The organism is Rubrivirga litoralis (genome assembly GCF_031846415.1).
GTDB classification, from domain to species: Bacteria; Bacteroidota; Rhodothermia; order Rhodothermales; family Rubricoccaceae; genus Rubrivirga; species Rubrivirga litoralis.
Window position 1 is genome coordinate 252850 of sequence record NZ_JAVRHT010000001.1, and the last position, 22517, is coordinate 275366.

General features: G+C 73.0%; 19 protein-coding genes and 1 tRNA gene. 9 read left to right on the forward strand and 11 right to left on the reverse strand.

Going from position 1 to position 22517, the window contains the following annotated elements:
• Window positions 1-62 precede the first annotated feature (62 nt).
• Window positions 63-135, reverse strand: a tRNA-Ala gene (locus RM540_RS01025).
• 234 nt (window positions 136-369) lie between these two features.
• On the opposite strand from RM540_RS01025, the gene acnA reads away from it, so the two are divergent.
• Both acnA and RM540_RS01035 read left to right on the forward strand, forming a co-directional pair.
• Window positions 370-3093, forward strand: coding sequence for an aconitate hydratase AcnA (acnA, locus tag RM540_RS01030; protein ID WP_311661339.1), 2724 nt, complete (start codon window positions 370-372; stop codon window positions 3091-3093).
• A gap of 314 nt (window positions 3094-3407) precedes the next feature.
• Complete coding sequence (locus RM540_RS01035; RefSeq protein ID WP_311661340.1) at window positions 3408-4508, forward strand: AI-2E family transporter; 1101 nt, start codon at window positions 3408-3410, stop codon at window positions 4506-4508.
• A gap of 231 nt (window positions 4509-4739) precedes the next feature.
• Here RM540_RS01035 and RM540_RS01040 read toward each other — a convergent pair whose 3' ends face one another.
• From RM540_RS01040 to RM540_RS01050, 3 genes are all read right to left on the reverse strand, one after another.
• Window positions 4740-5531 carry a TIGR03915 family putative DNA repair protein gene (locus RM540_RS01040; RefSeq protein WP_311661341.1) on the reverse strand — a complete coding sequence of 264 codons (792 nt, stop codon included), beginning with the start codon at window positions 5529-5531 and terminating at the stop codon, window positions 4740-4742.
• 187 nt (window positions 5532-5718) lie between these two features.
• The gene (locus RM540_RS01045; protein WP_311661342.1) at window positions 5719-6993 is read right to left on the reverse strand and encodes a putative DNA modification/repair radical SAM protein; all 1275 of its coding nucleotides are present in this window, start codon (window positions 6991-6993) and stop codon (window positions 5719-5721) included.
• Between the two features lie 309 nt (window positions 6994-7302).
• On the reverse strand, window positions 7303-8796 hold the full coding sequence (locus RM540_RS01050) for a dihydrolipoyl dehydrogenase family protein (protein ID WP_311661344.1): 1494 nt from the start codon (window positions 8794-8796) through the stop codon (window positions 7303-7305).
• A 218-nt stretch (window positions 8797-9014) separates the two neighbouring features.
• Between RM540_RS01050 and RM540_RS01055 the strand changes: the two genes are divergently transcribed.
• The 3 genes from RM540_RS01055 (at window position 9015) to RM540_RS01065 (ending at window position 10759) form a co-directional block, all read left to right on the forward strand.
• On the forward strand, window positions 9015-9725 hold the full coding sequence (locus RM540_RS01055) for an NUDIX hydrolase (RefSeq protein WP_311661346.1): 711 nt from the start codon (window positions 9015-9017) through the stop codon (window positions 9723-9725).
• Between the two features lie 158 nt (window positions 9726-9883).
• Window positions 9884-10360 (forward strand): FKBP-type peptidyl-prolyl cis-trans isomerase, encoded by a 477-nt coding sequence (locus RM540_RS01060; RefSeq protein ID WP_311661349.1) that lies wholly within the window; start codon window positions 9884-9886, stop codon window positions 10358-10360.
• Between the two features lie 132 nt (window positions 10361-10492).
• On the forward strand, window positions 10493-10759 hold the full coding sequence (locus RM540_RS01065) for a hypothetical protein (RefSeq protein ID WP_311661351.1): 267 nt from the start codon (window positions 10493-10495) through the stop codon (window positions 10757-10759).
• A 168-nt stretch (window positions 10760-10927) separates the two neighbouring features.
• Here the strand turns inward: RM540_RS01065 and RM540_RS01070 are convergent, their stop codons facing one another.
• Entirely contained in the window at window positions 10928-12175 is a 1248-nt protein-coding gene (locus RM540_RS01070) for a hypothetical protein (RefSeq protein WP_311661353.1), read from the reverse strand.
• 53 nt (window positions 12176-12228) lie between these two features.
• A complete protein-coding gene (locus RM540_RS01075; protein WP_311661355.1) occupies window positions 12229-13221 on the reverse strand; it encodes a helix-turn-helix transcriptional regulator in 993 nt (330 codons plus the stop codon).
• A 201-nt stretch (window positions 13222-13422) separates the two neighbouring features.
• Between RM540_RS01075 and RM540_RS01080 the strand changes: the two genes are divergently transcribed.
• Together RM540_RS01080 and RM540_RS01085 are read left to right on the forward strand one after the other, a co-directional pair.
• Window positions 13423-14046 (forward strand): porin family protein, encoded by a 624-nt coding sequence (locus RM540_RS01080; RefSeq protein WP_311661356.1) that lies wholly within the window; start codon window positions 13423-13425, stop codon window positions 14044-14046.
• A gap of 146 nt (window positions 14047-14192) precedes the next feature.
• The gene (locus tag RM540_RS01085; protein ID WP_311661357.1) at window positions 14193-14858 is read left to right on the forward strand and encodes a porin family protein; all 666 of its coding nucleotides are present in this window, start codon (window positions 14193-14195) and stop codon (window positions 14856-14858) included.
• An 84-nt stretch (window positions 14859-14942) separates the two neighbouring features.
• Here the strand turns inward: RM540_RS01085 and RM540_RS01090 are convergent, their stop codons facing one another.
• Together RM540_RS01090 and mnmG are read right to left on the reverse strand one after the other, a co-directional pair.
• Entirely contained in the window at window positions 14943-15560 is a 618-nt protein-coding gene (locus RM540_RS01090; protein WP_311661358.1) for a 16S rRNA (guanine(527)-N(7))-methyltransferase RsmG, read from the reverse strand.
• 131 nt (window positions 15561-15691) lie between these two features.
• Window positions 15692-17725, reverse strand: a complete 2034-nt coding sequence (gene mnmG / locus RM540_RS01095; protein WP_311661360.1) for a tRNA uridine-5-carboxymethylaminomethyl(34) synthesis enzyme MnmG — start codon at window positions 17723-17725, stop codon at window positions 15692-15694.
• 139 nt (window positions 17726-17864) lie between these two features.
• Between mnmG and RM540_RS01100 the strand changes: the two genes are divergently transcribed.
• Both RM540_RS01100 and RM540_RS01105 read left to right on the forward strand, forming a co-directional pair.
• Window positions 17865-18284, forward strand: coding sequence for a hypothetical protein (locus RM540_RS01100; protein WP_311661362.1), 420 nt, complete (start codon window positions 17865-17867; stop codon window positions 18282-18284).
• A 67-nt stretch (window positions 18285-18351) separates the two neighbouring features.
• The gene (locus RM540_RS01105) at window positions 18352-18600 is read left to right on the forward strand and encodes a hypothetical protein (protein ID WP_311661363.1); all 249 of its coding nucleotides are present in this window, start codon (window positions 18352-18354) and stop codon (window positions 18598-18600) included.
• Here the strand turns inward: RM540_RS01105 and mnmE are convergent.
• The 3 genes from mnmE to RM540_RS01120 form a co-directional block, all read right to left on the reverse strand.
• The gene (gene mnmE / locus RM540_RS01110) at window positions 18545-20008 is read right to left on the reverse strand and encodes a tRNA uridine-5-carboxymethylaminomethyl(34) synthesis GTPase MnmE (RefSeq protein WP_311661365.1); all 1464 of its coding nucleotides are present in this window, start codon (window positions 20006-20008) and stop codon (window positions 18545-18547) included. The genes RM540_RS01105 and mnmE overlap by 56 nt on opposite strands.
• 114 nt (window positions 20009-20122) lie before the next feature.
• Window positions 20123-22009: a membrane protein insertase YidC gene (yidC, locus tag RM540_RS01115; RefSeq protein WP_311661367.1), complete on the reverse strand. Its 1887-nt coding sequence runs from the start codon at window positions 22007-22009 to the stop codon at window positions 20123-20125.
• 38 nt (window positions 22010-22047) lie between these two features.
• Entirely contained in the window at window positions 22048-22488 is a 441-nt protein-coding gene (locus RM540_RS01120) for a ribonuclease P protein component (protein WP_311661368.1), read from the reverse strand.
• Window positions 22489-22517: the final 29 nt, after the last annotated feature.

Genomic DNA, 22517 nt, shown 5'->3' on the forward strand with positions numbered 1-22517 from the left:
AGGCGGGCGGGGCGGCTGAAACGAGACCACCCCGCCCGGGACTCGGGCGGGGTGGTGGAGGGTGGAGCTAAGGAGATTCGAACTCCTGACCTCTGCAGTGCGATTGCAGCGCTCTACCAACTGAGCTATAGCCCCAGACGCCCCACGCGAGCGGGGCGGACCCCAGGATACCGCCCCGCCCCGCCCGCGGTCAACCGCCCCGCCCGGAGAGACCGTGAAACGAGACCGCCCCGCCCCCGCCGCCCGCCGTGCGAGCGGGGCGGCCGTGAGGACGTGTAGAAACTCCCGCCTCGCCCGGAGGCGCGGCACCGCGCCGCCGCTCGTGCGTTAGCAGGAGGACGCCCCACGACACACCGGACCCTCCCTGACATGGCAGCAGACCCCCTCGGCGCCCGCGACACCCTCGACACGACCGGCGGCCCCGTCCACTACTACCGCCTCGACCGCGCCGCCGACGAGTTCGGGGTCGACCTCGACCGGCTCCCGTTCTCGATCAAGGTGCTCCTCGAGAACGCCCTCCGCAACGCCGGCGAGGGACCCGTGACGCGGGAGGACGTCGAGAACCTGGCGCGCTACGAGCCGTCGGCGCCGGCCGAGGTCGAGATCCCGTTCTCGCCGGCCCGCGTGCTGCTCCAGGACTTTACGGGCGTCCCCGCCGTCGTCGACCTCGCGGCGCTGCGCTCCGCGATGGCCCGCAACGGGGGCGACCCCGAGGCCATCAACCCGCGCGTGCCGGTCGACCTCGTCATCGACCACTCGGTCCAAGTCGACTCGTTCGCGCTGCCCGAGGCGTTCCAGATCAACGCCGACATCGAGTTCCAGCGGAACCAGGAGCGCTACGAGTTCCTGCGCTGGGGGTCCAAGGCGTTCGACAACTTTAGCGTCGTGCCGCCGGAGCGCGGGATCTGCCACCAGGTCAACCTCGAGTACATCGCCAAGGGCGTTTGGACGACCGAGGGCGACGACGGCGTCAAGGTGGCTTACCCCGACTCGCTCGTCGGGACCGACAGCCACACGACGATGATCAATGGCCTCGGCGTGCTCGGGTGGGGCGTCGGCGGGATTGAGGCCGAGGCCGCCATGCTCGGCCAGCCGATCTACATGCTCATGCCGAAGGTGGTCGGCTTCCGGCTCTCCGGCAAGCTCCGCGAGGGCGTCACGGCGACCGACCTCACGCTGACCGTCACGCAGATGCTCCGCGCGCACGGCGTCGTCGGCAAGTTCGTCGAGTTCTACGGGCCGGGGCTCTCCAGCATGAGCCTGCCCGACCGCGCGACGATCGCCAACATGGCGCCCGAGTACGGGGCCACGATGGGCTTTTTCCCCATCGACGCCGAGACCGTCGACTACCTCCGCCGCACGAACCGCGACGCGGACACGATCGACCTCGTCGAGAAGTACACGAAGGCCCAGGGCCTCTTCCGTACCGATGACCTGGCGGAGCCCGAGTTCGAGGCGACGCTGGAACTCGACCTCGCCGAAGTCCAGCCGTCGATGTCCGGCCCGAAGCGTCCGCAGGACCGGATCGTGCTGGGCGACGTGCAGCGCGAGTTCCGCGAGAGCCTGATGCGGCCGGCCAGCCCGCAGGGGTTCGGCTACAGCGAGGACGCCCTGGACAACACGGGCCGCTACGCGGACCAGGAAGGCAACGAGCTCGACCTGAAGCACGGCGACGTCGTCATCGCGGCCATCACGAGCTGCACCAACACGTCGAACCCGAGCGTCATGCTGGCCGCCGGGCTCCTCGCCCAGAAGGCCGTCGAGCGGGGCATGGAGGTGAAGCCGTACGTCAAGACCAGCCTCGCGCCGGGCAGCCGCGTCGTCACGGCCTACCTCGAAAAGGCCGGGCTCCAGGACTCGCTCGACCAGCTGGGCTATAACCTCGTCGGCTACGGCTGCACGACGTGCATCGGCAACTCCGGCCCGCTGCCCGAGCCCGTCGCCAAGGCCATCACGGACGGCGACCTCGTGGTGTCGGGCGTGCTCTCAGGCAACCGGAACTTCGAGGGCCGCATCCACTCGCTCGTCAAGGCCAACTACCTGGCCTCCCCGCCCCTCGTCGTGGCCTACGCGCTCGCCGGGACGGTCGACATCGACCTCCAGAACGACGTGATCGGCCAGGACCGCGACGGGAACGACGTCTACCTCCGCGACCTCTGGCCGTCGCAGAAGGAGATCACCGACGCCATCTCCCAGGCCGTCACGCCGGACCAGTTCAAGGAGCTCTATGAGGGGATCGAGGAGTCGAACCCGCGCTGGAACGCGATCGCCACGTCCGAGGGCGCCGCGTACGACTGGCAGGACGACTCGACGTACATCCAGGAGCCCCCGTTCTTTTTCGACGTCACGCAGGAGGTCCCGGCCATCCAGCCGATCACGGGTGCCCGGGCGCTCGTCAAGGTGGGTGACTCGACCACGACCGACCACATCTCGCCGGCTGGGGCCATCCCCAAGGGCGAGCCGGCCGGGCAGTACCTCCAGGACCACGGCGTCGAGCCCAAGGACTTCAACTCGTTCGGGAGCCGTCGCGGCAACGACCGCGTCATGACGCGCGGGACGTTCGCCAACATCCGCCTGCGCAACCAGCTCGCGCCGGGCACCGAGGGCGGGTGGAGCCGCCACCTCCCGGACGGCGAGGACGGCTACGTGTACGACGTGGCGATGCGGTACCGCGAGGAGGGCACGCCGCTCGTCGCGTTCGCCGGCGACGACTACGGCATGGGCTCGTCGCGCGACTGGGCCGCCAAGGGCACGCTGCTCCTCGGCGTTAAGGCCGTCGTGGCGAAGTCGTTCGAGCGCATCCACCGCTCCAACCTCATCGGCATGGGCGTGCTCCCGCTCACGTTCCAGGGCGACGACGGGCTCGAAACGTTCGGGCTCGACGGGACCGAGACGTTCGACGTCCCCGTCTCCGACGACCTCACGCCGGGCGACGTGCTCACGATCACGGCGACCAAGGACGACGGGGCCGAGGTCACGTTCGACGTCGACGTGGCGCTCAACACGCCGGTCGAGGTCGAGTACTACCGCCACGGCGGGATCCTCAACTACGTGCTCCGCGACTTTCTCAGCACGGAGCTCCAGCCGGCGTAGCCGCCCCGCCCTCGGCCTCCAGAGTCCGAACCGCCCCGCCCCCGCGACATGTGGGGGCGGGGCGGTGCCGTTGATGCGAAGTCCGGTCGGTCCGTGCCCGTTCGCTCCCCCCGCTTCCCCGCCTGGGAGCGGAGCGAGGGGCGCTCAGGCGGGGGGAGCGGACCGGGCATGAACCGCGACGGTCGACCCGGCGGGTACGAGTCCACCGCCCCGCCCGCTGACCGCCCCGCCCGTCTCGGTCCGACGCGGGCGGGGTGGTGGACCGGAATTTGCAGTCGCCGGTACGACCGCCCTCTTCTCCTGCCCCGCTCTGCATGACGCCGGCCCCCGCCCCGCTCGACACCCCGCCGGAATTCCGCCGCCGCGCCCGCTACGTCGTCGCCCTCGTCACGACGACGGCCGTCGTGCTCACGGTTCTGTGGATCACGCGGCAGGCCGTCCTGCTCGTGTTTCTCGGGGTCGCCGTGGGCGTCCTGTTCTACCACGCGAGCCAGTGGCTGTCGGAGAAGACGAACGCGCCGCGCGGGCTCATGCTGGGGCTCGTCGTGGTGGCGCTGCTCGCCCTGCTCGGGGCGGCCGTCTACTTTGGCGGGCCGCGCGTGGCGGGCGAGGTCCGCGTGCTCGTGGAGCAGGCCCCCGAGGTCATTGAGCAGGCCCGGACGCGGCTCGGGCTCCCCGAGGGCGCGCTCCAGCTTCCCGACGCGGCGGGGCGGCTAGGCACGCGGCTCCTCGGCGTGTTCTCGACGCTGGCCGGAGGCCTCGCCGGAGTGCTCGTCGTCCTCCTCGTCGCCATCTACACGGCCGCCTCACCGGGCCAGTACACGAGGGGCGTGGTTCGCCTGGCCGACCGGCACCACCAGCCGTTCGTCCGCCGCGTGCTGAAGCGCATGGGCGAGGCGCTGCTGGGGTGGCTCAAGGGCGTCGGCATCTCGGTCGCCGCCCTCGGCACGATCGCGGTCATCGGGCTGATGACCATCGGCCTGCCGGGCGCGCTCGCGCTGGCGGCCTTTGCCGGCGTGCTCACGGTGATCCCCAACTTCGGCCCGTTTATCGGGTGGACGCCGGCCGTCGCCGTCGCCTTTTCGCAGGGGACGACGACCGGGCTGTGGACGCTCGGGCTGGCCGTCGTCGCGCAGCAGATCGAGGGCAGCTTTATCACGCCCAAGATCCAGGGCGACATGGTGTCCGTTGCGCCGGCCGTGGTCGTGGCCGGGCAGATCGTGCTCGCCGCGTTCGCAGGCTTTCTCGGCCTGTTCCTCGTCGTCCCGATCCTGGGCGTGGGCAAGGTGCTCCTGGAGGAGCTCTACATCGGCCCGTTCGTTGAGGGCGAGGCGGCCGACCCCATGAACCCGCCGCCGCTCAGCGAGCGCCCGCCCGAGACCGTGGGCGGGGCGGCCCTCGAAGCGCCGGCGTAGCGCTGACACGGCGGGGCAGGTGGGAACTGGGAACGGGGAAAGAGGAACGGGGGAATGCCTTCCGCCCCGCCCGTGCCGCTCTGGCGGGGCGGGGCGGTTCTGCAAGCGGCCGCCCCGCCCCCGCGATCGAGCGCCGGATACCCAGCTCTGCGGGCGGAGTGGCTCGCGCGTCCCAGACTGCCACCCCGCCCGTGCTGGCGCTCCTGCTCATCACTCGTCGCCCATGACCCGTCACTCAGCCTGCTTTTCCGTCAGGTACGGCCAGTAGCGCCGGGGCACGTGGCGGAGGTGGAGTTTGAGGTTGCGGCGCTCCGGGATCGTGACGGCGCGGAAGTACGCCTTCCACATCGCCTGGTAGGACTCCTCCTCGGGCGCCGCCCCGCCCTCGGGGAGCGCGCTGGCGGGGACGATCCGGGTGGGCGGGGCGGCGGGCGCACGGTCCGGCTCGGGCGTGTGGACGAGGGCGAGCCCGCGCCGCACGTCGACAATCCGCCACGCGAGCGTGGGGTAGCGCCCAGCGAAGTGGGCCGTGAGGAGGGGGAGCACGTGGTACTCGGGCCGCGCGTGCGCCACGAACCGCTCGGCGCCCTCCACCTCGACGCGCTCGAAGCGGACGAACGCCTCCATCCGGTGCGCCTCGCGCCCGACGCGGCCCGACCACCGGGACACCTCGCGGGCCGGATCGAACGTCCAGTCCGCGGCCGCGCCCGCGCCCCGCTCGCGCGCGGCGTCGATCAGGCGCAGGACGGCGACCTCCATCCCGGGCCGCTCGCTCAGAAAGGCCCGGTGGAGGCGGCCGACGAGCCCGGGCTTGATCCGCTTCACTCCCCGCTCGACGCGCTCGGCCAGCGCAGTGTCGGCGTCGACGCGGACGGTCTCGCCGAACAGCGCCCCGCTCGCCGGCTCGCCCGCCAGGCGCACCTCGGCCGGCAGCGCGCCGCGCCGGTACGCCTCGGCGTACGCGCTCAGCAGCCCGCCGAACGTGCCGTCGGTCTCGAACGTGAGGGCGGGGTGGACGGTCATACGAACGCTGAACGCTGAACGGCGAACGATGAAGGGGCGGCCGTGGGCGGGGTGGTGCCCGTCCGCCCCGCCCGAGGCTTTCGTAGGGGCGCGGCTCGCCGTGTCTGAGACGGGCGAGGTTATGTCTCGGAAGGCGCCCGCCCCGCCCCAGCAGCGATGGGCGGGGCGGGAGGCATTCCCCCAACCCCTACGCCGCCGCCTGGGGCGGGGCGGGCGCGAAAAGCGAGAGCTGCGGGGCATCGGCCGCTTTGGCCCCGACGATCCGCCGGCGCACGGCGGTCGGGTCCTGGCCGATCAGGTGCGGCTTGTGGTCGGGCGTGACCAGGAAGTGCTGGGCGCGCTTGAGGACGACGCCCATCGCCCGGAGGTCCTGCCACCGGACCGTCGAGTGCCGGCGGGCCGCCATGATTCGGTGTGCCGACTTCAGCCCGAGCCCGGGCACGCGCTGGAGCCACTCGACCGGCGCCGCGTTGACGTCGACCGGGAACAGGTCGGGAAAGCGCAAGGCGTAGGCCGTCTTCGGGTCGACGTCGGAGTCCAGGTTCGCGGACCCGGGCGGGGCGACCTCGTCGAGTTCGAACCCGTACTTGCGCAGGAGCCAGTCGGCCTGGTAGAGCCGGTGCTCGCGGTGGAGCGGGGCGCGGTACGTCTCGGGGTCCGGCACGCGCTCGTCGCCGCCGAGCGGGACGAAGCCGGAGTAGTACACGCGGCGCAGCTTCTGCTCGGAGTAGAGGCCGTCGACGAGCGTGAGCACCTGGCGGTCGGTCTCGGGCGTGGCCCCGACGACGAGCTGCGTCGACTGGCCGCCGGCAGCGAAGCGCGGCGCGCGGCGGCTCTTCCGGCGCTCCTCCTTGGCCTGGTCGATCCCGTCGCGCACGGTTGCCATCGGCCCGAAGACCTGGGCGTAGTCCTTTTCGGGCGCGACCGACTTGAGACCGTCCTCGCTCGGGATCTCGACGTTCACGCTCAGGCGGTCGGCCAGCCGCCCGGCCTCGGTCAGCAGCTCCGGCGAGGCGCCGGGGATGACCTTGAGGTGGATGTAGCCGTTGAACCCGTGGTCGTGGCGGAGCGACCGGGCCACGGCGACCAGCTTTTCCGTCGTCGTATCGGCATCCTTGAAGATGCCCGACGAGAGGAACAGGCCCTCGATGTAGTTCCGCTTGTAGAACCCCATCGTGAGCTCGACGACCTCCTTGACGGTGAACGCCACGCGCTCGACCTCCTCGTTCGACCGGCGCGAGACGCAGTAAGCGCAGTCGTAGATGCAGACGTTCGAGAACAGGACCTTGAGGAGCGACACGCACCGGCCGTCCTCGGTGTACGAGTGGCAGATGCCGGCGCCGGTCGAGTTGCCGATCCCCGTCTTCGTGTTCTCGCGCTTGCCGCCGGACGACGCGCACGAGGCGTCGTACTTGGCCGCGTCGGCGAGGATTTCGAGCTTCTCGATGACCTGTCGGCGCATGGGCTTCGTCCCGGGCGGGGCGGCTGCGTGGGGCGGAGCCCCAAGCTCGGGCGGGGCGGTGACAGGGGCGTGTCGCGGCGGCTCACCCCGCCCGTGGGCTTACGCGCCGGGGCTTTGGGGCGGGGCGGCCACCCCGCCCTCACCGTATGTCGCGGGCGGGGCGTTCGCGCCGTCGTCACCGGGTCCACCCCGCCCGGTGGTCCAGCGCGTCTGGGCGGGGCGGCCGAGTCCCACCGCCCCGGACACGGCGAGCCGTGTCCTTACGGATGCCCAGACCGCCCCGCCCGGTCGCTCACCACCCCGCCCCGCTCACACCACGCGGTCGGGGTCCGGGGCGGGCGGGGTGGCGCCGGAGTACCCGAACACCTTCTTGACCGCCTTAATGGCCAGCGGGTACTGCTTCTGGATGTAGTACTGGTCCGCCGCGCGGCGCGCGCCGAGCCCGTAGGTGGGGTAGGGGAAGATGGTGTCGGCGATCTCGCGGACCGACACGCCGGCCTTCATGGACACGCCGTAGATCGAGATGAGCTCGCCGGCGCGGGCGCCGACCACGCTCGCCCCGAGGATCGTCCCGAGCCACTTGGTCGCGTGGATCTTGATGTGGCCCTGCTCGGCGTGCTCCGTCACCGCGCGGTCGACCTTGGAGTAGGGGAAGCGGTAGGTGACGAACGAGGTGCCGGCCTCCTCCAGCTCGGCCTCGGTCTTGCCGACCTGCGCCACCTCGGGCGACGTGAACGTGGTCCACGTGATCCCGTCGCGGTCGATGGCGGCGGGCACCTTGAGGACGGCGTTCGTGACCGCCTGCTTGGCCATGTGGTCGCTCATGTGCGTCAGCGCGTACTCGCCGGTGCAGTCGCCGGCGGCCCAGACGTGGTCGAGGTTCGTCCGGCAGCGGTCGTCGACCGTGATGCCCTTTTTGGTGTACGAGATGCCGGCCGCCTCCAGGCCGACGCCCTCGACGTTGGGCTGGCGGCCCGTCGCGACGAGGAGCCGGTCGCCCTCGACGGCCCGGCTCTCGCCGCCCTGCGTCACGTGGACGACCACCCCGCCCCCGCCGGTCGGCGTCTCGACGCGGTCGACGTCGGCGCCGAGCACGAACTCGACGCCCTCGTCTTCGAGCACGCCCTGGAGGATGGCCGCGTGGTCGGGGTCGTCCTTGCCGAGCAGGTGGTCGCTGCGGTCGATGACCGTCACGCGCGAGCCCAGGCGGCGGAACGCCTGACCCATCTCGCACCCGATGGACCCGGCGCCGATGATGACGAGGTGCTCGGGCTGCTCCGTGATCTCGAACAGCGTCTCGTTCGTCAGGTACGGCGTCTCGTCGAGCCCGGGGATCGGGGGCGGGGCGGCCCGTCCGCCCGTGCAGATGACGGCCAGGCGGAACGTGACGTCGCGCGTGCCCCCGCCCTCCAGGTCGATGCGGACCGCGTGCGGCCCGGTAAACCGGCCCTCGCCCTTGACCACCTCGACGCCGAAGCCCTCGTAGATCGCCGGGTCGTCGGCGTCGTCGTAGACCTCCTGGCGCGTCGCGTGGAGGTCGCCCATGACGGCGGCAAAGTCGACGGCCGGCGCCTCCCCGCCCCCGCCGAAGCGGTCGAGGTAGGCCTGGGCGTTCGCGCGGAGGTCGGCCGCGTGGAGCAGCGTCTTCGACGGGACGCACCCGATCCAGGTACAGTCGCCGCCCAGGCGGGCGCGTTCGACCAGCATGGTCTGGGCGCCAAAGTTGGCGCCCGTGCCGGCGGCGGTGAGGCCGGCGGCGCCGGCGCCGAGCACGAGGAGGTCTACGTCGTAGGAGTCGGACATGGGGCGGGGTGGGAGAGGGACCAATGGACGTGCCGCGTGCGGGGCGGTCTTACTAAGCGGCGGGGCGGCGGGAGGAACTGGAGAGTGCGTCCGGCCCGTAGCACGGCGCGGCCGTCCCAAGCCCCACCCCGCCCGGCGCACCCTCTGCCCGTTCTCCCTTCCTCGTCCCCCGTTTCTGCGAACCGTTCGGTCGGCGCAGCCAGCGGCGCGAGCCTTCTGTGCTCCTGTTCCTGCCCACGTTCGACCGCTCGCACGACCCCGTCCCGCCCGAGGGCTGGCGCTCGCCCGGCGAGCCGTACCGGCTCTACACGACGCTCGACGCCGCTGAGGCCGCGGCGACCTCGCCGGACGGCCACACCGGCCGCGTCCTCGTGCTCGACCCCGCGCGCTTGGGGCCGGGCGCGCAGGCCGCCCCGCCCGCCGTCGCCGAGGTGCCCCGCGCCGCCGTCCTCAACGTGGACCCCGACGGCGACTACTGGCGGCCGGCGCCGGTCGCCGCCGGCGGCGGCTACGTCGTCCGCCGGGCCGAGGGCGGGGCGGGGGGAGCGGGCGGGGTGGAGCTGCTGCTCATCTTCCGCCGCGGCGCGTGGGACCTCCCCAAGGGCAAGCTCGACGACGGCGAGACGGTCCGCGAGGCGGCGCACCGCGAGGTGTCCGAAGAGGTGGGAGTGAAGAAAAAGAAGCTCACGGTGACGGCCGACCTGGGCGAGACGGTCCACGGCTACGTCTGGCCCAAGCGCGAGGTCTACGCCGTCAAGACGACGCGCTGGTTCGCCATGACGACGACGGCGGAGCGGTTCGAGCCCGAAACGCGCGAGGGCATCGAGGCCGTCGCCTGGGTGCCGTGGGCCGAGGCCGCCGAGCGCGTCGGGTTCGAGACGCTCCGCGCCCACCACGCCGGCCTCGACCCGACCGCCCTCGGCGTGTAGGACCGCCCGCCCCGCCCGTTCTGAGGGCGGGGCGGGCCTCACGACGCTCGCCCGCCGCCCCGCCCCGCCGACGCGAGGGCAGGGTGAAAACGGGTCGCCCCGCCCGGGCGGGGCGGGGCGGCCTCTAGCTTCGGCGGCCCCCGCTCTTGCCTCGACCTATGCGCCGCCTCGCCTTCCCCTCGCTTGCCTCGGCCGGGCTCCTCCTCGTGCTGGCCCTGCCCGTGGCGCCGGCGCTCACCGGCTGCGACTCGTCGGACCCGGTCTCGTGCGACGCCGGCGGCGAGCTCGACATCGTCGACACGACGCCGGAGGGCACGCGGCTGGGCGCCCGGATCACGGCGACCGACTGCGTCTACCTCACCTACGAGGGCCGGCTCGACGCGACCGGCGAGGCGTTCGACCGGAACGAGCGGGCGCCCCTCAGCATCAGCGGGACCGTCCCCGGTTTTCAGCAGGCCGTCGTCGGCCGGCGCGTGGGCGAGTCGGTTCGCGTGACGATCCCGCCGACGCTGGGCTACGGCGCACGGCGTCGGGATTCGGGTCCGCTCGGCGTCGAGATCCCGTCGTGCTCGACGCTCCAGTTCGACGTCACGATCGGAGACACCGCCCCGCCCTCGGTGTGCGAGAATCGGTAGGGCCGATAGTCTTCACGGGATAGGGGGAAACCTGGGCGGCCACAGCCGATACATACCCAGATTGTCGAAGCGTCTCGGACCCCCGCCCGCGGCGCTCCGGCTCTTTGTTTCACCTGAATATTGAGGACCAACGTGGCACTGTACGAGCTCCAAGACGCAAAGCTGGCCGGCGTAGACGGCCAGGGGTATGTGTTCCCCGTCGACACCTTCCGAGGCAAAGAGTACCGCGGCGTGTTTTTCGCGGACGACGACGCTGCCATCTCGACCGACATCAACGAGGGCACCTTCGAGGGCATGATCTACCACAAGACGACAAAGGGCACCGGCGATGCCACCGTCAACGTGACGAACGTGGTGTCGACGGCCGTCGGCAACCGTGTCGACTTCGAAGTCCTCTAGCGGACCGCCCCGCCCCCGCCCCCGACCGCAATGCCCCGGCTCGACGCGAGCCGGGGCGTTTTTGTGTCCGCCCCGCCCGCAGTACCTGAGCGGGACGGGCACCTGCACGGGCGGGGTGGTGCAGGACGCCCCGGCCCGGCCTTCAGCGTTCGCCGTTCAGCGTTCCCTCTACGTCTCCTCATCGACGAAGAGGACGCCGCGGACGAGGTCGGCGCTGTCGGCCCGGCCGCCGAGCGAGCCGGCGAGCACGCCGAGCGCGGCCACGAACAGGCTCAGCTTGACGTGGTCGATGGGGCGCACGGCCGGGTCCACGGTCGGCCACGTCTCCATGAGCTTGCGCGGGAAGACCGTCACGACGCCCAGGTAGGTTGATCCAGCGAAGATGGCGAACAGGAGGGCCATCGTGAGCGCCAGGCACAGCGCCGTCGCCGCGCTCGTGACGACGGTCGACTCGGCCAGCCGCCGGCCCCGCCCGAGCACGCCGCCGAACGCGAACGCCCGGTACAGCACGATCGTCGAGCCGGCCACGGCGACCACCGAGAACGCGACGAGCTGGTAGAGCTCGACCGTGCTCGCCACGTCCCACATGTCGGGCGTAAAAAACAGGAGGATGAGCACCGAGAGCGCGGCCGTGATCATGGTCGGCAGCCGGGTCACGAGCCGGAACGGGTTGGCCCGCGCCACGGCCGCCGCGATCGAGCGCCAGTCGCGGACCAGCGTTTCGAGCGTGAACCGGACGCGGTGCGTGCTCGTCCGCTCGTGGGCCTCGCGCGGGAGCGCCCGGCGCATGTGCGCGCGCTGGCTCTCGGTGAACGAGTCCATCCCGTCCAGGTCGTCGACGCCCGCGAAGTCGTACATCACGTTCGTCGGCGAGGGCGCGTGGTTCAGGTTGAGGAGGTGCCCGAACGTGTGGAGCAGGAGCGACGTCAGGCGCCGCTCGGCGAGGCCCTCGTCGGGGTCGTCGCCCCAGAACGACGGCGCGAGCCGCTTGGTCGAGACCACGCCCACGTTCGTGAGCTGGCTGGGCAGCGCGAGCGTGTACGAGAGCGTCGAGGCCGCCAGGTCCACCTCGGTCACGATGAGCAGGAAGTGGACGCCTCGTTCCAGCTTCTCGGTCATCCCGATCTGGAGAAAGTCGAGCGGGGCGTAGGCCCCGGCCGCCGGCGTCAGGTGCGGCCCCTCGAAGGCGAGCAGGTCCACGCGCACGCCGAGCGCCTGGGAGATGTCGCGGTCGAGCGCCCGCGTGGCGGCCTCCACGAGCCGCCGGAACGGGGCCGAGTCCTTGCCCTCGACGTCCATCGTCATCACGCCGATGACGTAGTCCCGCCCCGCCCCGGCGGCCGGGCGTCTGGAGCCGCCCCGCCCCGCCCGAGGCGCGGGCGGGGGGGAAGGGGCGAGGGCGGGGCGGTCGGGCACGGGGCAGCGAGGGCGGGTGAGTCGGGCGGCGTGTTCGCGGGCGGGGCGGCCGGTCAGGCGGGCACGGCCCCGTATATCTCGGCGACGGCCCGGGCCTGCTCGGCGACCTCGGCGCGGAGCGCGGCCGGCTCGACGGCCTCGGCGTCGGTCCCGTAGCGGAGGAGCCACTTGGCCACGTACGACAGGTTCTCGAACTCGAACGTCACGCGCGTCCACTCGCCGTCCGGGAGCTCCTGCTCGACATCGGCCGGCACCTGGCGGCGCGCCCACCGCCACGCCCGGTCCCGGAAGCGGACCGTGATCCGCTGGTTGTCCGGGCTCGTGCCCCGCTCGCGGAGGTGCTCTTTGAGGTCGAACCCGGCCGGCGGCTCGAAGCGGTCGAACCGCGTGCGGAGCTTGCGGATCTGGTCCAGCCGGAAGTTGCGGATGTCGTCGCGGAGGTGGTCGTAGCCGATGAGGTTCCAGTGGTCCGAGTAGTAGACGAGCCCGAGCGGGTCCACCTCGCGGACGGTCTCCTCGTCGCGGCTGGCCACGTAGTACGTCATCTTCACCTTGCGCTGGCGGGCGATGGCTTCCGAGAGCTCGAACCACAGGCCCTGCTCCTCGTCGGCCGCCCCGCCCCGGTCCTGCGTCTCGTTGAACGGGGCGAGCACGGTCCGCTCCTGGAGCTGCTCGATGTACTCGCGGACGGGCTCGGGGAGGACCGACCGGATCTTCATGGCGACCGCGTCGGCGTCGGCGCGGAGCGAGGCGTCGGGCTGGAGCGTCGTGAAGGCGGTCCCGACGAGGAGCGTGGCGGCCTCGCGGGCCGAGAGCATGAGCGGCGGGAGCTGGTAGCCCTCCAGGATCTCGTAGCCGCCGTCCTCGGCGTACGTCAGCGGGACGCCGCTCTCGCCGAGCGTCCTTAAGTCGCGGAAGATCGTGCGGCGGCTCACGCCGAAGTGCTCGGCGAGGTCGCGGCTCGACAGGTTCGGCCGGTTCTGGAGGAGGAGGACGAGCGCGAACAGGCGCTCGGTCTTGTTCAGCGATCGGTCAGAGCGGGCCATCCGGGCGGGGCGGGGTGACGGGCGGGGCGGGCACGGGCGTCCCCGCGCGTGGACGGGTGACACAGAAATGTCAACGCGCCCGCCCCGCCCCCGTTCTCTCCAGCGCGCAGGAAAAGGCGGTGGAGGCGATGGCCGGGCGGGGTGGCCGGCGTCTTGCTCGGTGCCCGCTCGGCTCATGTCCCCCCACCCACCGTCCGACCCATGACCACGCTCTCGGGGCGCCTGCTCCTCCTCCCGCTCGCTTTCTTTCTTGCGCTCCCGGCCAGCGCGCAGGCGTCGTTCGGCGCCAAGGCCGGCCTCAACACCTCGTTCTTCTCCGGCGACGACGCCGTCGACTCGGACCCGCGCCTCGGATTCGTGGGCGGCCTCACGGCCCGATACGCTGTTTCGCCGTCGCTCGCCGTGCAGGCCGAGGCCCTCTACTCGCAGAAGGGCGACCGCTTCGACAACGACCTGGGCTTTACCGAAGACACCCGGCTCGACTACATCGAGATTCCAGCGATGCTGCGCCTGGGCGTCCCGCTGAGCCCGCTCCTCGACGCCGGCGTGGTCGTGGGCGGCTACGTGGGTTTCCCCGTGCGCTCCGAGATCGTCGTCGACGGCACGCTCGAAACCGAACTCGACGCGGCGACCGACTACGGCGCGCTCGTCGGCGTCGACATCGGGTCGGGGCCGGTGTTCCTCGAAGGCCGGTACACGGTCGGGCTCACCGACGCCATCGACTTCGACCCGGACCTCGACGTGACGCCGTCGCTCCGCAACCAGGTCGTCTCGTTCACGATCGGCTACCGCTTCGGCGGCGGGCGCTCGCGCTACGGCCGGTAACCCGCTGCCGCCCCGCCCCGCCTGCGGTCTGCGAACTGCGGGAGAAAGGGGCGGGGCGGCGGTACTTCCCGCCGGCCGGCCGCGTCTAGGGCCGCAGGTGGCCCCGGCTCAGGCCGCCGCACGTCCCCCACTCTCTCTTCTTGGCCATGCGTTACGCACTCCTCTCCCTCCTCGCCCTCGGGCTCGCCCTCCCCACCGCCGCGCAGACGACGTACGGCGTCCGCGCCGGTCTCAACGTGTCCGACGTCGTCGGGTTCGACGACAACGACATCGCCGTCGGGATCGACAAGACGCCGTCGCTCGGGTTCGTCGGCGGCGTGTTCGCCGAGGTCCCCGTCTCGCCGCGATTCTCCATCCGCCCCGAGGTTCTGTACTCGCGGAAGGGGGTCTCGTTTGATCCCAGCGACGACTTCGTGGACGACATCGTCGACTTCGACTCTGGCATCAGCCTGGGCTACATCGAGGTCCCCGTCCTGGCGCGCGTCGGTGTGCCGCTGGGCCAGTTCCTCGACGCCGGCCTCCTCGTCGGCCCCACGTTCGCGTTCAAGGTCAGCGAGTCTTTCGACGCGAACGGCAGCGTGGGCGGGGTGGACTTCGACCTCGACGACCTGATCACCGAGGACGGCGAGGACGCGTTCGAGACGTTCGACTTCGGGCTCGCGGTCGGAGCTGAGGTTGGGTCCGGGCCGTTCTACGTCGACCTCCGCTACACGCCGAGCCTCCTCAACGCCAACCGGAACGACAGCGATTTGGCGCCGACGCTCCGCAACAGCGTGTTCTCCGTCACGGGCACGTTCAAGTTCGGCCGGTAGCGCCTCCCGCTCGACTCTCCACCCCGCCCGCCGATCTGTTCGGCGGGCGGGGTGTTTCGTTTTGGAGCGGCGCGGGCGGGGCGGTCAGACCACGTGGACGAGCGCCTTGTCGTCCCACCCCGCCCCTTCCACCTCCTGGACGTCGACGGACGTGCTGGGGAATGCGTCCTGGAGACCGTTGATCTCGGCCGTCAGGTCGCCGCCTTTGAGGCACACGAGGCCCGGCGCCCACGCCTCGGGCGGGGCGGAGAGCGGCGCGCGCACGCGGTCGAACCACGCCCACAGGTCGGCGAGCGGGGCAGTGGCCCGGCTCACGGCGTAGTGCGGGGCGGGGCCGTCATAGGCCTCGGCGCGGCCGTTCCAGACCTCGACGTTCTCCACCCCGAGCCGCCGCGCGAACAGCCGCACGGCCTCGGTCTTCTTGCCGACGGCGTCGACGGCCACGAACCGCACGTCGGGGAACGCGACCGCGAGCGGGAGGGCGGGGAGGCCGCCGCCGGTCCCCCAGTCGACGACGACCGCCCCGCCCGGGAACGGCCGCGCGGCGATCTCGAGGCAGTGGCGGACGTGGCGCGCGAGGTCGCCCGGCGTGGCGCCGCGCGCGACGAGGTTCACGCGCCGGTTGACGCGCGCGAGCTCGCCGACGTAGGCGTCGAGCGTGGCGCGCTGGGCGGGGGAGAGGGCGGCGGTCGGGTCGGGCATGGCGGAAGATCGCCCCGCCCCGCCCGCGTGCTACGGGCGGGGCGGTCTGGCGGCAGACCTCGTAGGAAGCACGCCGCTAGCAGAGATCGACCGCCCCGCCCGCGCGCTGTGGGCAGGGCGGGGCGGGGCGGTCACGCCTCCACGGGCGGGGCGGCCTCGGCGCCATCGCCCCCCGCCCCGCCCGCGAGCGGGGCGGCCGCGGGCGCGCGGTAGCGCTTGAGGAGCACCATGAGCGCCTGCACGTCGGCCGGGCTCACGCCCGAGATGCGCGACGCCTGGCCCAGCGTGTCCGGGCGGATGCGGCCCAGCTTTTCGCGGGCTTCGAGCGTGATCGCGCGGACGCCGTCGTAGTCGAAGCCCGGCGGCACGCGCCAGCGCTCCAGGCCCCGCATCTCCTCGACCAGCGCCCGCTCGCGCTCGACGTAGCCGGCGTAGCGGAGCTCGATGTGCGCGAGCTCCGCCGTCCGCTCCAGGCCGGGGCCGGGCACCACGAGGTCGCCCTGGCCGGTCGCTGCGAGGAGGTCGGCGAGGTCGACCTCGGGGCGGAGGGCGAGCTTCGCCAGCCGGGCGGGGCGGTCGATGGGCGTCGTGCCGACGCGCGCGAGATAGCCGTTGACGGCGTCGGGCGCGGCGTTCGTGGCGCCGAGCGCGTCGAGCGTCCGGGCGAGCGCGTCCTCCTTCTGGTCGAGCCGCCGCACGCGCTCGGCCGATGCCAAGCCCAACTCGTAGCCCAGCCGCGTCAGCCGGCGGTCGGCCGTGTCCTGGCGGAGCAGGAGCCGGTGCTCGGCGCGGCTCGTGAACATGCGGTACGGCTCGTCGGTCCCCTTCGCCACGAGGTCGTCGACGAGCACGCCGATGTAGGCCTGGTCGCGGCCCAGGACCACGCCCTCCGCCCCGCCGGTTTGCGGCCCGTCCGCGCCCGCCCCGCCCACGGCGCGCGCGGCGTTGATGCCGGCGAGGAGCCCCTGCGCCGCCGCCTCCTCGTAGCCCGTCGTCCCGTTGATCTGGCCGGCGAAGTAGAGGCCGGCCACGCGCTTCGTCTCCAGCGTGTAGCGGAGCTGGTGGGGCGGGGCGTAGTCGTACTCGATGGCGTAGCCCGGGCGCAGGACGTGCGCGCGCTCCAACCCCGGCACGAGCCGGAGCGCCTCCGTCTGGACGCTTTCAGGAAGCGACGTCGAGAACCCGTTGACGTAGACCTCGTGCGTGTCCCGGCCTTCGGGCTCCAGGAACAGCTGGTGCCGGCCCTTGTCCGCGAAGCGGTCGATCTTGTCCTCGATCGACGGGCAGTAGCGCGGCCCCTGGCCCTCGATGCGCCCGGCGAACATCGGCGAGCGGTCGAACCCGGTGCGGAGCACGTCGTGGACGGCCGGCGAGGTCCAGGTCAGCCAGCACGACCGCTGCTCGGCGGGCAGCGCGTCCGTCAGGTGCGAGAACGGGCGCGGCTCGGCGTCGCCCGGCTGCTCCTCGCACGCGGCCGTGTCGACGGTCCGCCCGTCGATGCGGGGCGGGGTGCCCGTCTTGAGGCGGCCGAGCTCGAACCCGAGCCCCTCCAGCGCCGCGCTCAGGCCGACGGCCGCGCGCGCGCCGGCCCGCCCGCCCCCGAACGTCTGCTCGCCGATCCAGATGGTCCCGTTCAGGAACGTCCCGCTGGTCAGGATCACGGCGCCGGCCACGACCTCGAGCCCCGTCTGCGTGACGACGCCGGTCACGCGCCGCCCCGCCCCGGCGGGTTGCGCCTCGCCCGCCGAGGCCGCCCCGCCCGCGCCTGGGAGCGGGGTGGTCAGGAGGTCGACCACCATGTCCTGGCGGAGGAACAGGTTCGGCGTCGCTTCGAGCTCGTCGCGGACGGCGGCGGCGTAGGCGCGGCGGTCGCTCTGGCAGCGCGGGCTCCACACGGCCGGCCCCTTGCTCCGGTTGAGGAGCCGGAACTGGAGCCCCGTCCGGTCGGCCACGCGGCCCATGAGCCCGCCGAGCGCGTCGATCTCGCGGACGATCTGGCCCTTGCCCACCCCGCCCACGGCCGGGTTGCACGACATGGCGCCGAGCGCGTCGAGCGACATCGAGACCAGGAGCGTGCGGGCGCCCAGGCGGGCGGCGGCGTGGGCGGCCTCGGCGCCGGCGTGGCCGCCGCCGACGACCACGACGTCGTAGGAATCCGTAGGCATGGGACGGGCGGGGTGGTGAGCCGGACCCGAGGATAGAGGGCGACCCGTCGGGAGCGCCCGGATTCTGGGCGAAAAGGACTTAACGGCGGCCCCGCACCCTCCGATATCCCCGAGGTCCCCGCCCCGCCCGCTCTCCACCATGAAACACTTCGTCGACCACATCGAGCTCTACCTCAGCGCCGCCGGCCTCGTCGTGGTCTGGGCCGCCGCCGCTTTGCTCGGCCCGGCCGGCGTGGACGTGTGGCAGATCGCGGCCGTCACCGCGCTGGGCGTGAGCGTGGTCCACGGCGTCCTGTTCTGGGTCGTCCGTCGCCGGCAGCGGCTCGTCCGCGCGCGGTCGGTCCACGAGATCCGCGAGATGCTGGGCGACCAGGTCAAGAACCAGCTGGCCGTCATGCGAATGTGGCTCCCCGAGGGCGAGCAGGCGGCGGTCGACGCCATCAACGAGTCGATCGACGAGGTGGCCGAGATGGTCGACGGGCTCTCCGAGGAGAGGCTCCGGGCGTGGCAGTCGACCTACGCTAACACCGCGCACCTGGCCCGCCCCGCCGCGGCCTGAGGGGGCGGGGCGGGCACCGGCCGGCGCCCCGACGAAAAGGGCGGCCGCCCCGCCCCGTACGCCCGCCATGACCGACGCCGACTGCCAAGCCGCCCTCGACCGCGCCCAGGCGTGGGGCGTCGACCTGTCGCTCCTCCGCGAGACCCTCCGCCTGACGCCTACGGAGCGGGTCGAGCGGCACCAGCGCGCCCTCGACCTCGTGACCGCCCTCCTGAGATCTCTCGCTGAAGCGGGCGCCGACGTGGGCGGGGTGGCGCCCGCTACTTCCCGATGCAGAACCGCGAGAACACGGCGTCGAGCACGTGCTCCGTGGTGACGGCGCCCGTGACGAGACCCAGTTCGCGGAGCGCCGCCCGGAGGTCGAGCGCGAGCGTGTCCGCCCCGCCCCGCCCGTCGAGCGCGGCGCGCGCGCGGCGGACGGCTCCGCGCGCGGCGTCGAGGTGCGCCCGGTGCCGCTCGTTGACGGCCACCTCGCCCGCCTCGGCGCCGGCGAGCCCGGCGCGGACGGCGTCGAGGAGGGCGCCGCGGAGGCCGTCGAGCGCGGCCGGCGCCGCGAGCGCCTCGCGGGCCGAGACCGACCACCCCGCCCCGCCCGCGGCGCCGGCCGCGTCCGCAGGGCTGGGCGGGGCGGCGTCTGCGGGCGGGGCGGGGCGGAGGTCGGCCTTGTTGTGGACGACGAGCACGGGCAGGGCGGGGCGGCGGGCGGCGAGGCCGTCCAGGAACGCGCGCTCCTCGGCGTCCAGCCCGATCGTGGCGTCGACGACGTAGAGGAGCGCGTCGGCGCCGTCGATGGCGGCCCGGGCGCGGCGCGTGCCCTCGGCCTCGACGGCGTCGGCCGTCTCGCGCAGCCCGGCTGTGTCGACGAACCGGAACCGGAGGCCGCCCAATTCGGCCTCGGCCTCGACGGCGTCACGCGTCGTCCCCGGTGTCGGGCTCACGATCGCCCGGTCCTGGCCGACGAGCGCGTTGAGGAGCGTGGACTTGCCCGCGTTGGGGCGCCCGCCCAGCACCACGCGCACGCCGTCGCGGGCGAGCGCGCCCAGCCGCGCCGTCGACAACAGCTCGCCGAGCACGGCGTCGGCCCGGTCGAGGAGCGCGCCCAGCGCCGCGCGGTCGGCAAACTCGACGTCCTCCTCGGCAAAGTCCAGCTCCAGCTCCACGAGCGCCGCCGTCTCGACGAGCGCCTCGCGGACCTCCGCGACGGCGTCGGACACGCGCCCCCGGAGCGCGGCGACGGCGGCCCGGTGCCCCACGCGGCTCTCGGCGTGGACGAGGTCGGCGACGGCCTCGGCCTGCGCCAGGTCCAGCTTCCCGTTGAGGAACGCGCGGCGCGTGAACTCGCCGGCCGGGGCGGGGCGGGCGCCGGCGTCGTAGAGCGTGCGGAGCACGGCCTGCGCGACCGCGTCGCCGCCGTGGCACGTGACCTCGACCACGTCCTCGCCCGTCGACGAGTGCGGGCCGCGCCAGACCACGCACACGACCTGGTCGACCGGCCGCCCCGCCCCGTCGCGCAGCCAGCCGACGTGCACGGTCCGCCCGGCGGCGGTCGCGAGGGCGGGGTGGGAAAACCGCGAGGCCACAAGGTCCACGGCGCCCGCCCCGCCCACGCGGACCACGGCGAGCGCGGCGGTCCCGCGGGCCGTCGCCAGGGCCGCGATGGGGGCGCCCGCCCCGCCCGGCGCGTCAGAGTCGGGAGCGGGGCGGCCCCGGACATCGTCCAGCATAGGTCTCGCGTACGTCTCCCTCCCCCACCGGGGGAGGGCTGGGGTGGGGGACAGACGTCGGGCGGGGCGGGGAGGCGCGGGCGGGGCGGCGTGTGGTGGCGCGGGCGGGGCGGTCTACCGCTTGCGGCCCTTCCCGTTCGACACCATCTGCGTCGTCGTGCGGCGGCGGCCGGGCCGCTTGGGCCGCTTCCCGTTCTTGCCCTTTTTCGCCGCCCGCTCGGCCACGTCCGCCGCCCGGTCCAGCTCCGGCGTCTCGCCGGCGACGTGGGCCTCGTGGACCTGCTTGTTGACGAGCCGCTGCTGGACGATCGAGAACAGGTTGAATGCGAGGTAATAGAGCGAGAGGCCGGACGGGAAGCGGTTGAAGAAGAAGAAGAACACGATCGGCATCATGTACATCAACACCTTCTGCTGCGCGCCGGCCGCGCCTGTCGAGGACCCCGTCGACAGCTTCATCGAGATCACCATCGACGCCGCCATCAGGATCGTAAAGCCCGAGAGGAAGTCTCCGACGAACGGGATCGAGAACGGCAGCGACAGCACGGGGTCCGGCGCCGAGAGGTCGGCGGCCCAGAGGAAGCTCTCGCCCCGGAGCACGAGCGTGTTCTGGAAGAACGTCCACATCGTGATCAGGATGGGGTACTGGAGCAGCATCGGGAGGCAGCCCCCGAGCGGGTTCACCCCGGCCTCCTTGTACACCCGCATCATGGCCTCCTGCTGCTTCTGCGGGTCCTCGCCGTACTTCTCCTTGACGTCGGCCAGCTGCGGCTGGAGCTCGCGCATCTTCGCCGCGCTCCGGTAGCTCGCCGCCGTCAGCGGCCACAGCAGCAGCTTGACGAGCAGGGCGAAGACGATGATGACGAGCCCGTACGACGCGATAAACGTCGAGAGGAACGCGAAGGCCGGCGCCACGATGTAGCGCGCGATGGGCCGCGTCATGAACCCGATAAAGCCGAAGTCGACCGTGTCGTAGAGCCCGTAGGCCGCGAGCCGGCGGATCTCGAGCGGCCCGAGGTAGAGCGTGAACGCGTCCGCCCCGCCCTCGGCGAGCCGCGGCATCTCGACGCGGGCCGTGTAGTCCTGGGCAAAGCTGGGGCCGTCGACCTCGCCGATCTGGACGCCCTCGAGCTGGGCGCCGGTCGCCCGCCCCTCGGGGATGAGCGCGGCGATAAAGAACTTGGACTTGACCGCCACCCAGTCGACGTCGCCGGTCCGCGTCATGGGCTCGGCCTCGCCCTCCTCGTCCATCTTGATGCTCTCGGTCTCGCCGCCGGAGCTGAGGTAGGCCCCCGTCTGCTGCACGTCGACGGTGGCTTCCGTGGCCGGCAGCGCGCCGTTCCAGACGAGTTCGTAGCCGCCGCTCTGGCTCAGGATGTTGGTGCCCGGCGTCTCGACGCGGAAGTCGACGTCGTACGAGTCGTGGTGGAACCCGTAGGCGAGCCGGAGCGCCCCGCTCCCGACGCGCGCCTCGAACGTGATCTCGCCCTCGCCCTCCTCGACGTAGAGCGTATCGCCGGTGAACGGCTGCCCGTCCACGACGGGCGTGAACGAGAGCGTCCGCGTGTCGACGTAGGACCCCTGCGGGGGGACGAACTCGAGCGCGAGTGCGCCGGCGTCGTCCGACACCAGGTCGACGGGCTCGTCGGTCCCCGCCCGGTCGTAGTTCCTCAACTTAAAGCTGACGGGCGCCCCACCGAGCGTCGAGAACGTGGCTTCGTAGCGGTCGGTGAGCACCGTCACCGTCCGCTCCGGGCCGCCGACGGCGCGGCCGAACAGGGCCGAGTCGGCGGGCGCCGGGGGCGGGGCGTCGAGCGGGGCGAGCTCGGCGGCCTGAGGCTGCGCCTCGCGGGCGGCCTCGGCGGCGGCGACCGAGTCGGCCGCCGCCCGCTGGGCCTCGACCTCCTCGGGGCTGGGGGCAGTCGTCACCATCCACACGCCCAGGATCAGGGACATGAGGAGGATGCCGAGGAGGGCGGTGCGGTCGGGTCCCTGGGGTTCCACAGGCGGGCGGGGTGGGGGCGGGGCCTATCGGGCCGGCCTTACGGGCGGGGCGGGTCCGCGGGTGCGTCGGCGGCCGGGGGCAGCTCGCGCCGGGCGAGCCGGGCGAGCGCGCGGGGCAGGTCGCGGCGGAGGTCGGCGGAGGCCGTCGCCTCGCGTCCCCGGAACAGGACCATCACGGTGAGCGCGTCGGGGCGCCCGTCGAACCGGTCGAGCAGCGGCCCCTGGTGCTGGCGGAACGCCTCGCGCATCAGGCGGCGGAGCCGCGTGCGGCCGGCGTTAGTCCGTGCGCGGCGGCCGGGCGCGAACCCGACCTGGAGCCCGACGTCGTGGCCGAGCGCCTCGCGCGGGACGGCCCGGTACAGGAGCGCGACGACGCCCTCGCGGACTCGGCCGACGTCGGCGCGGCCGCGCTCGAAGAGCGGCCGGATCAGCCGGCGGCGCTTGAGCCGGCGCGTGCGGGGAAACGTGTGTCTCCGCACGCGGCGCGACGGCGAACCCGGGGGGCGGG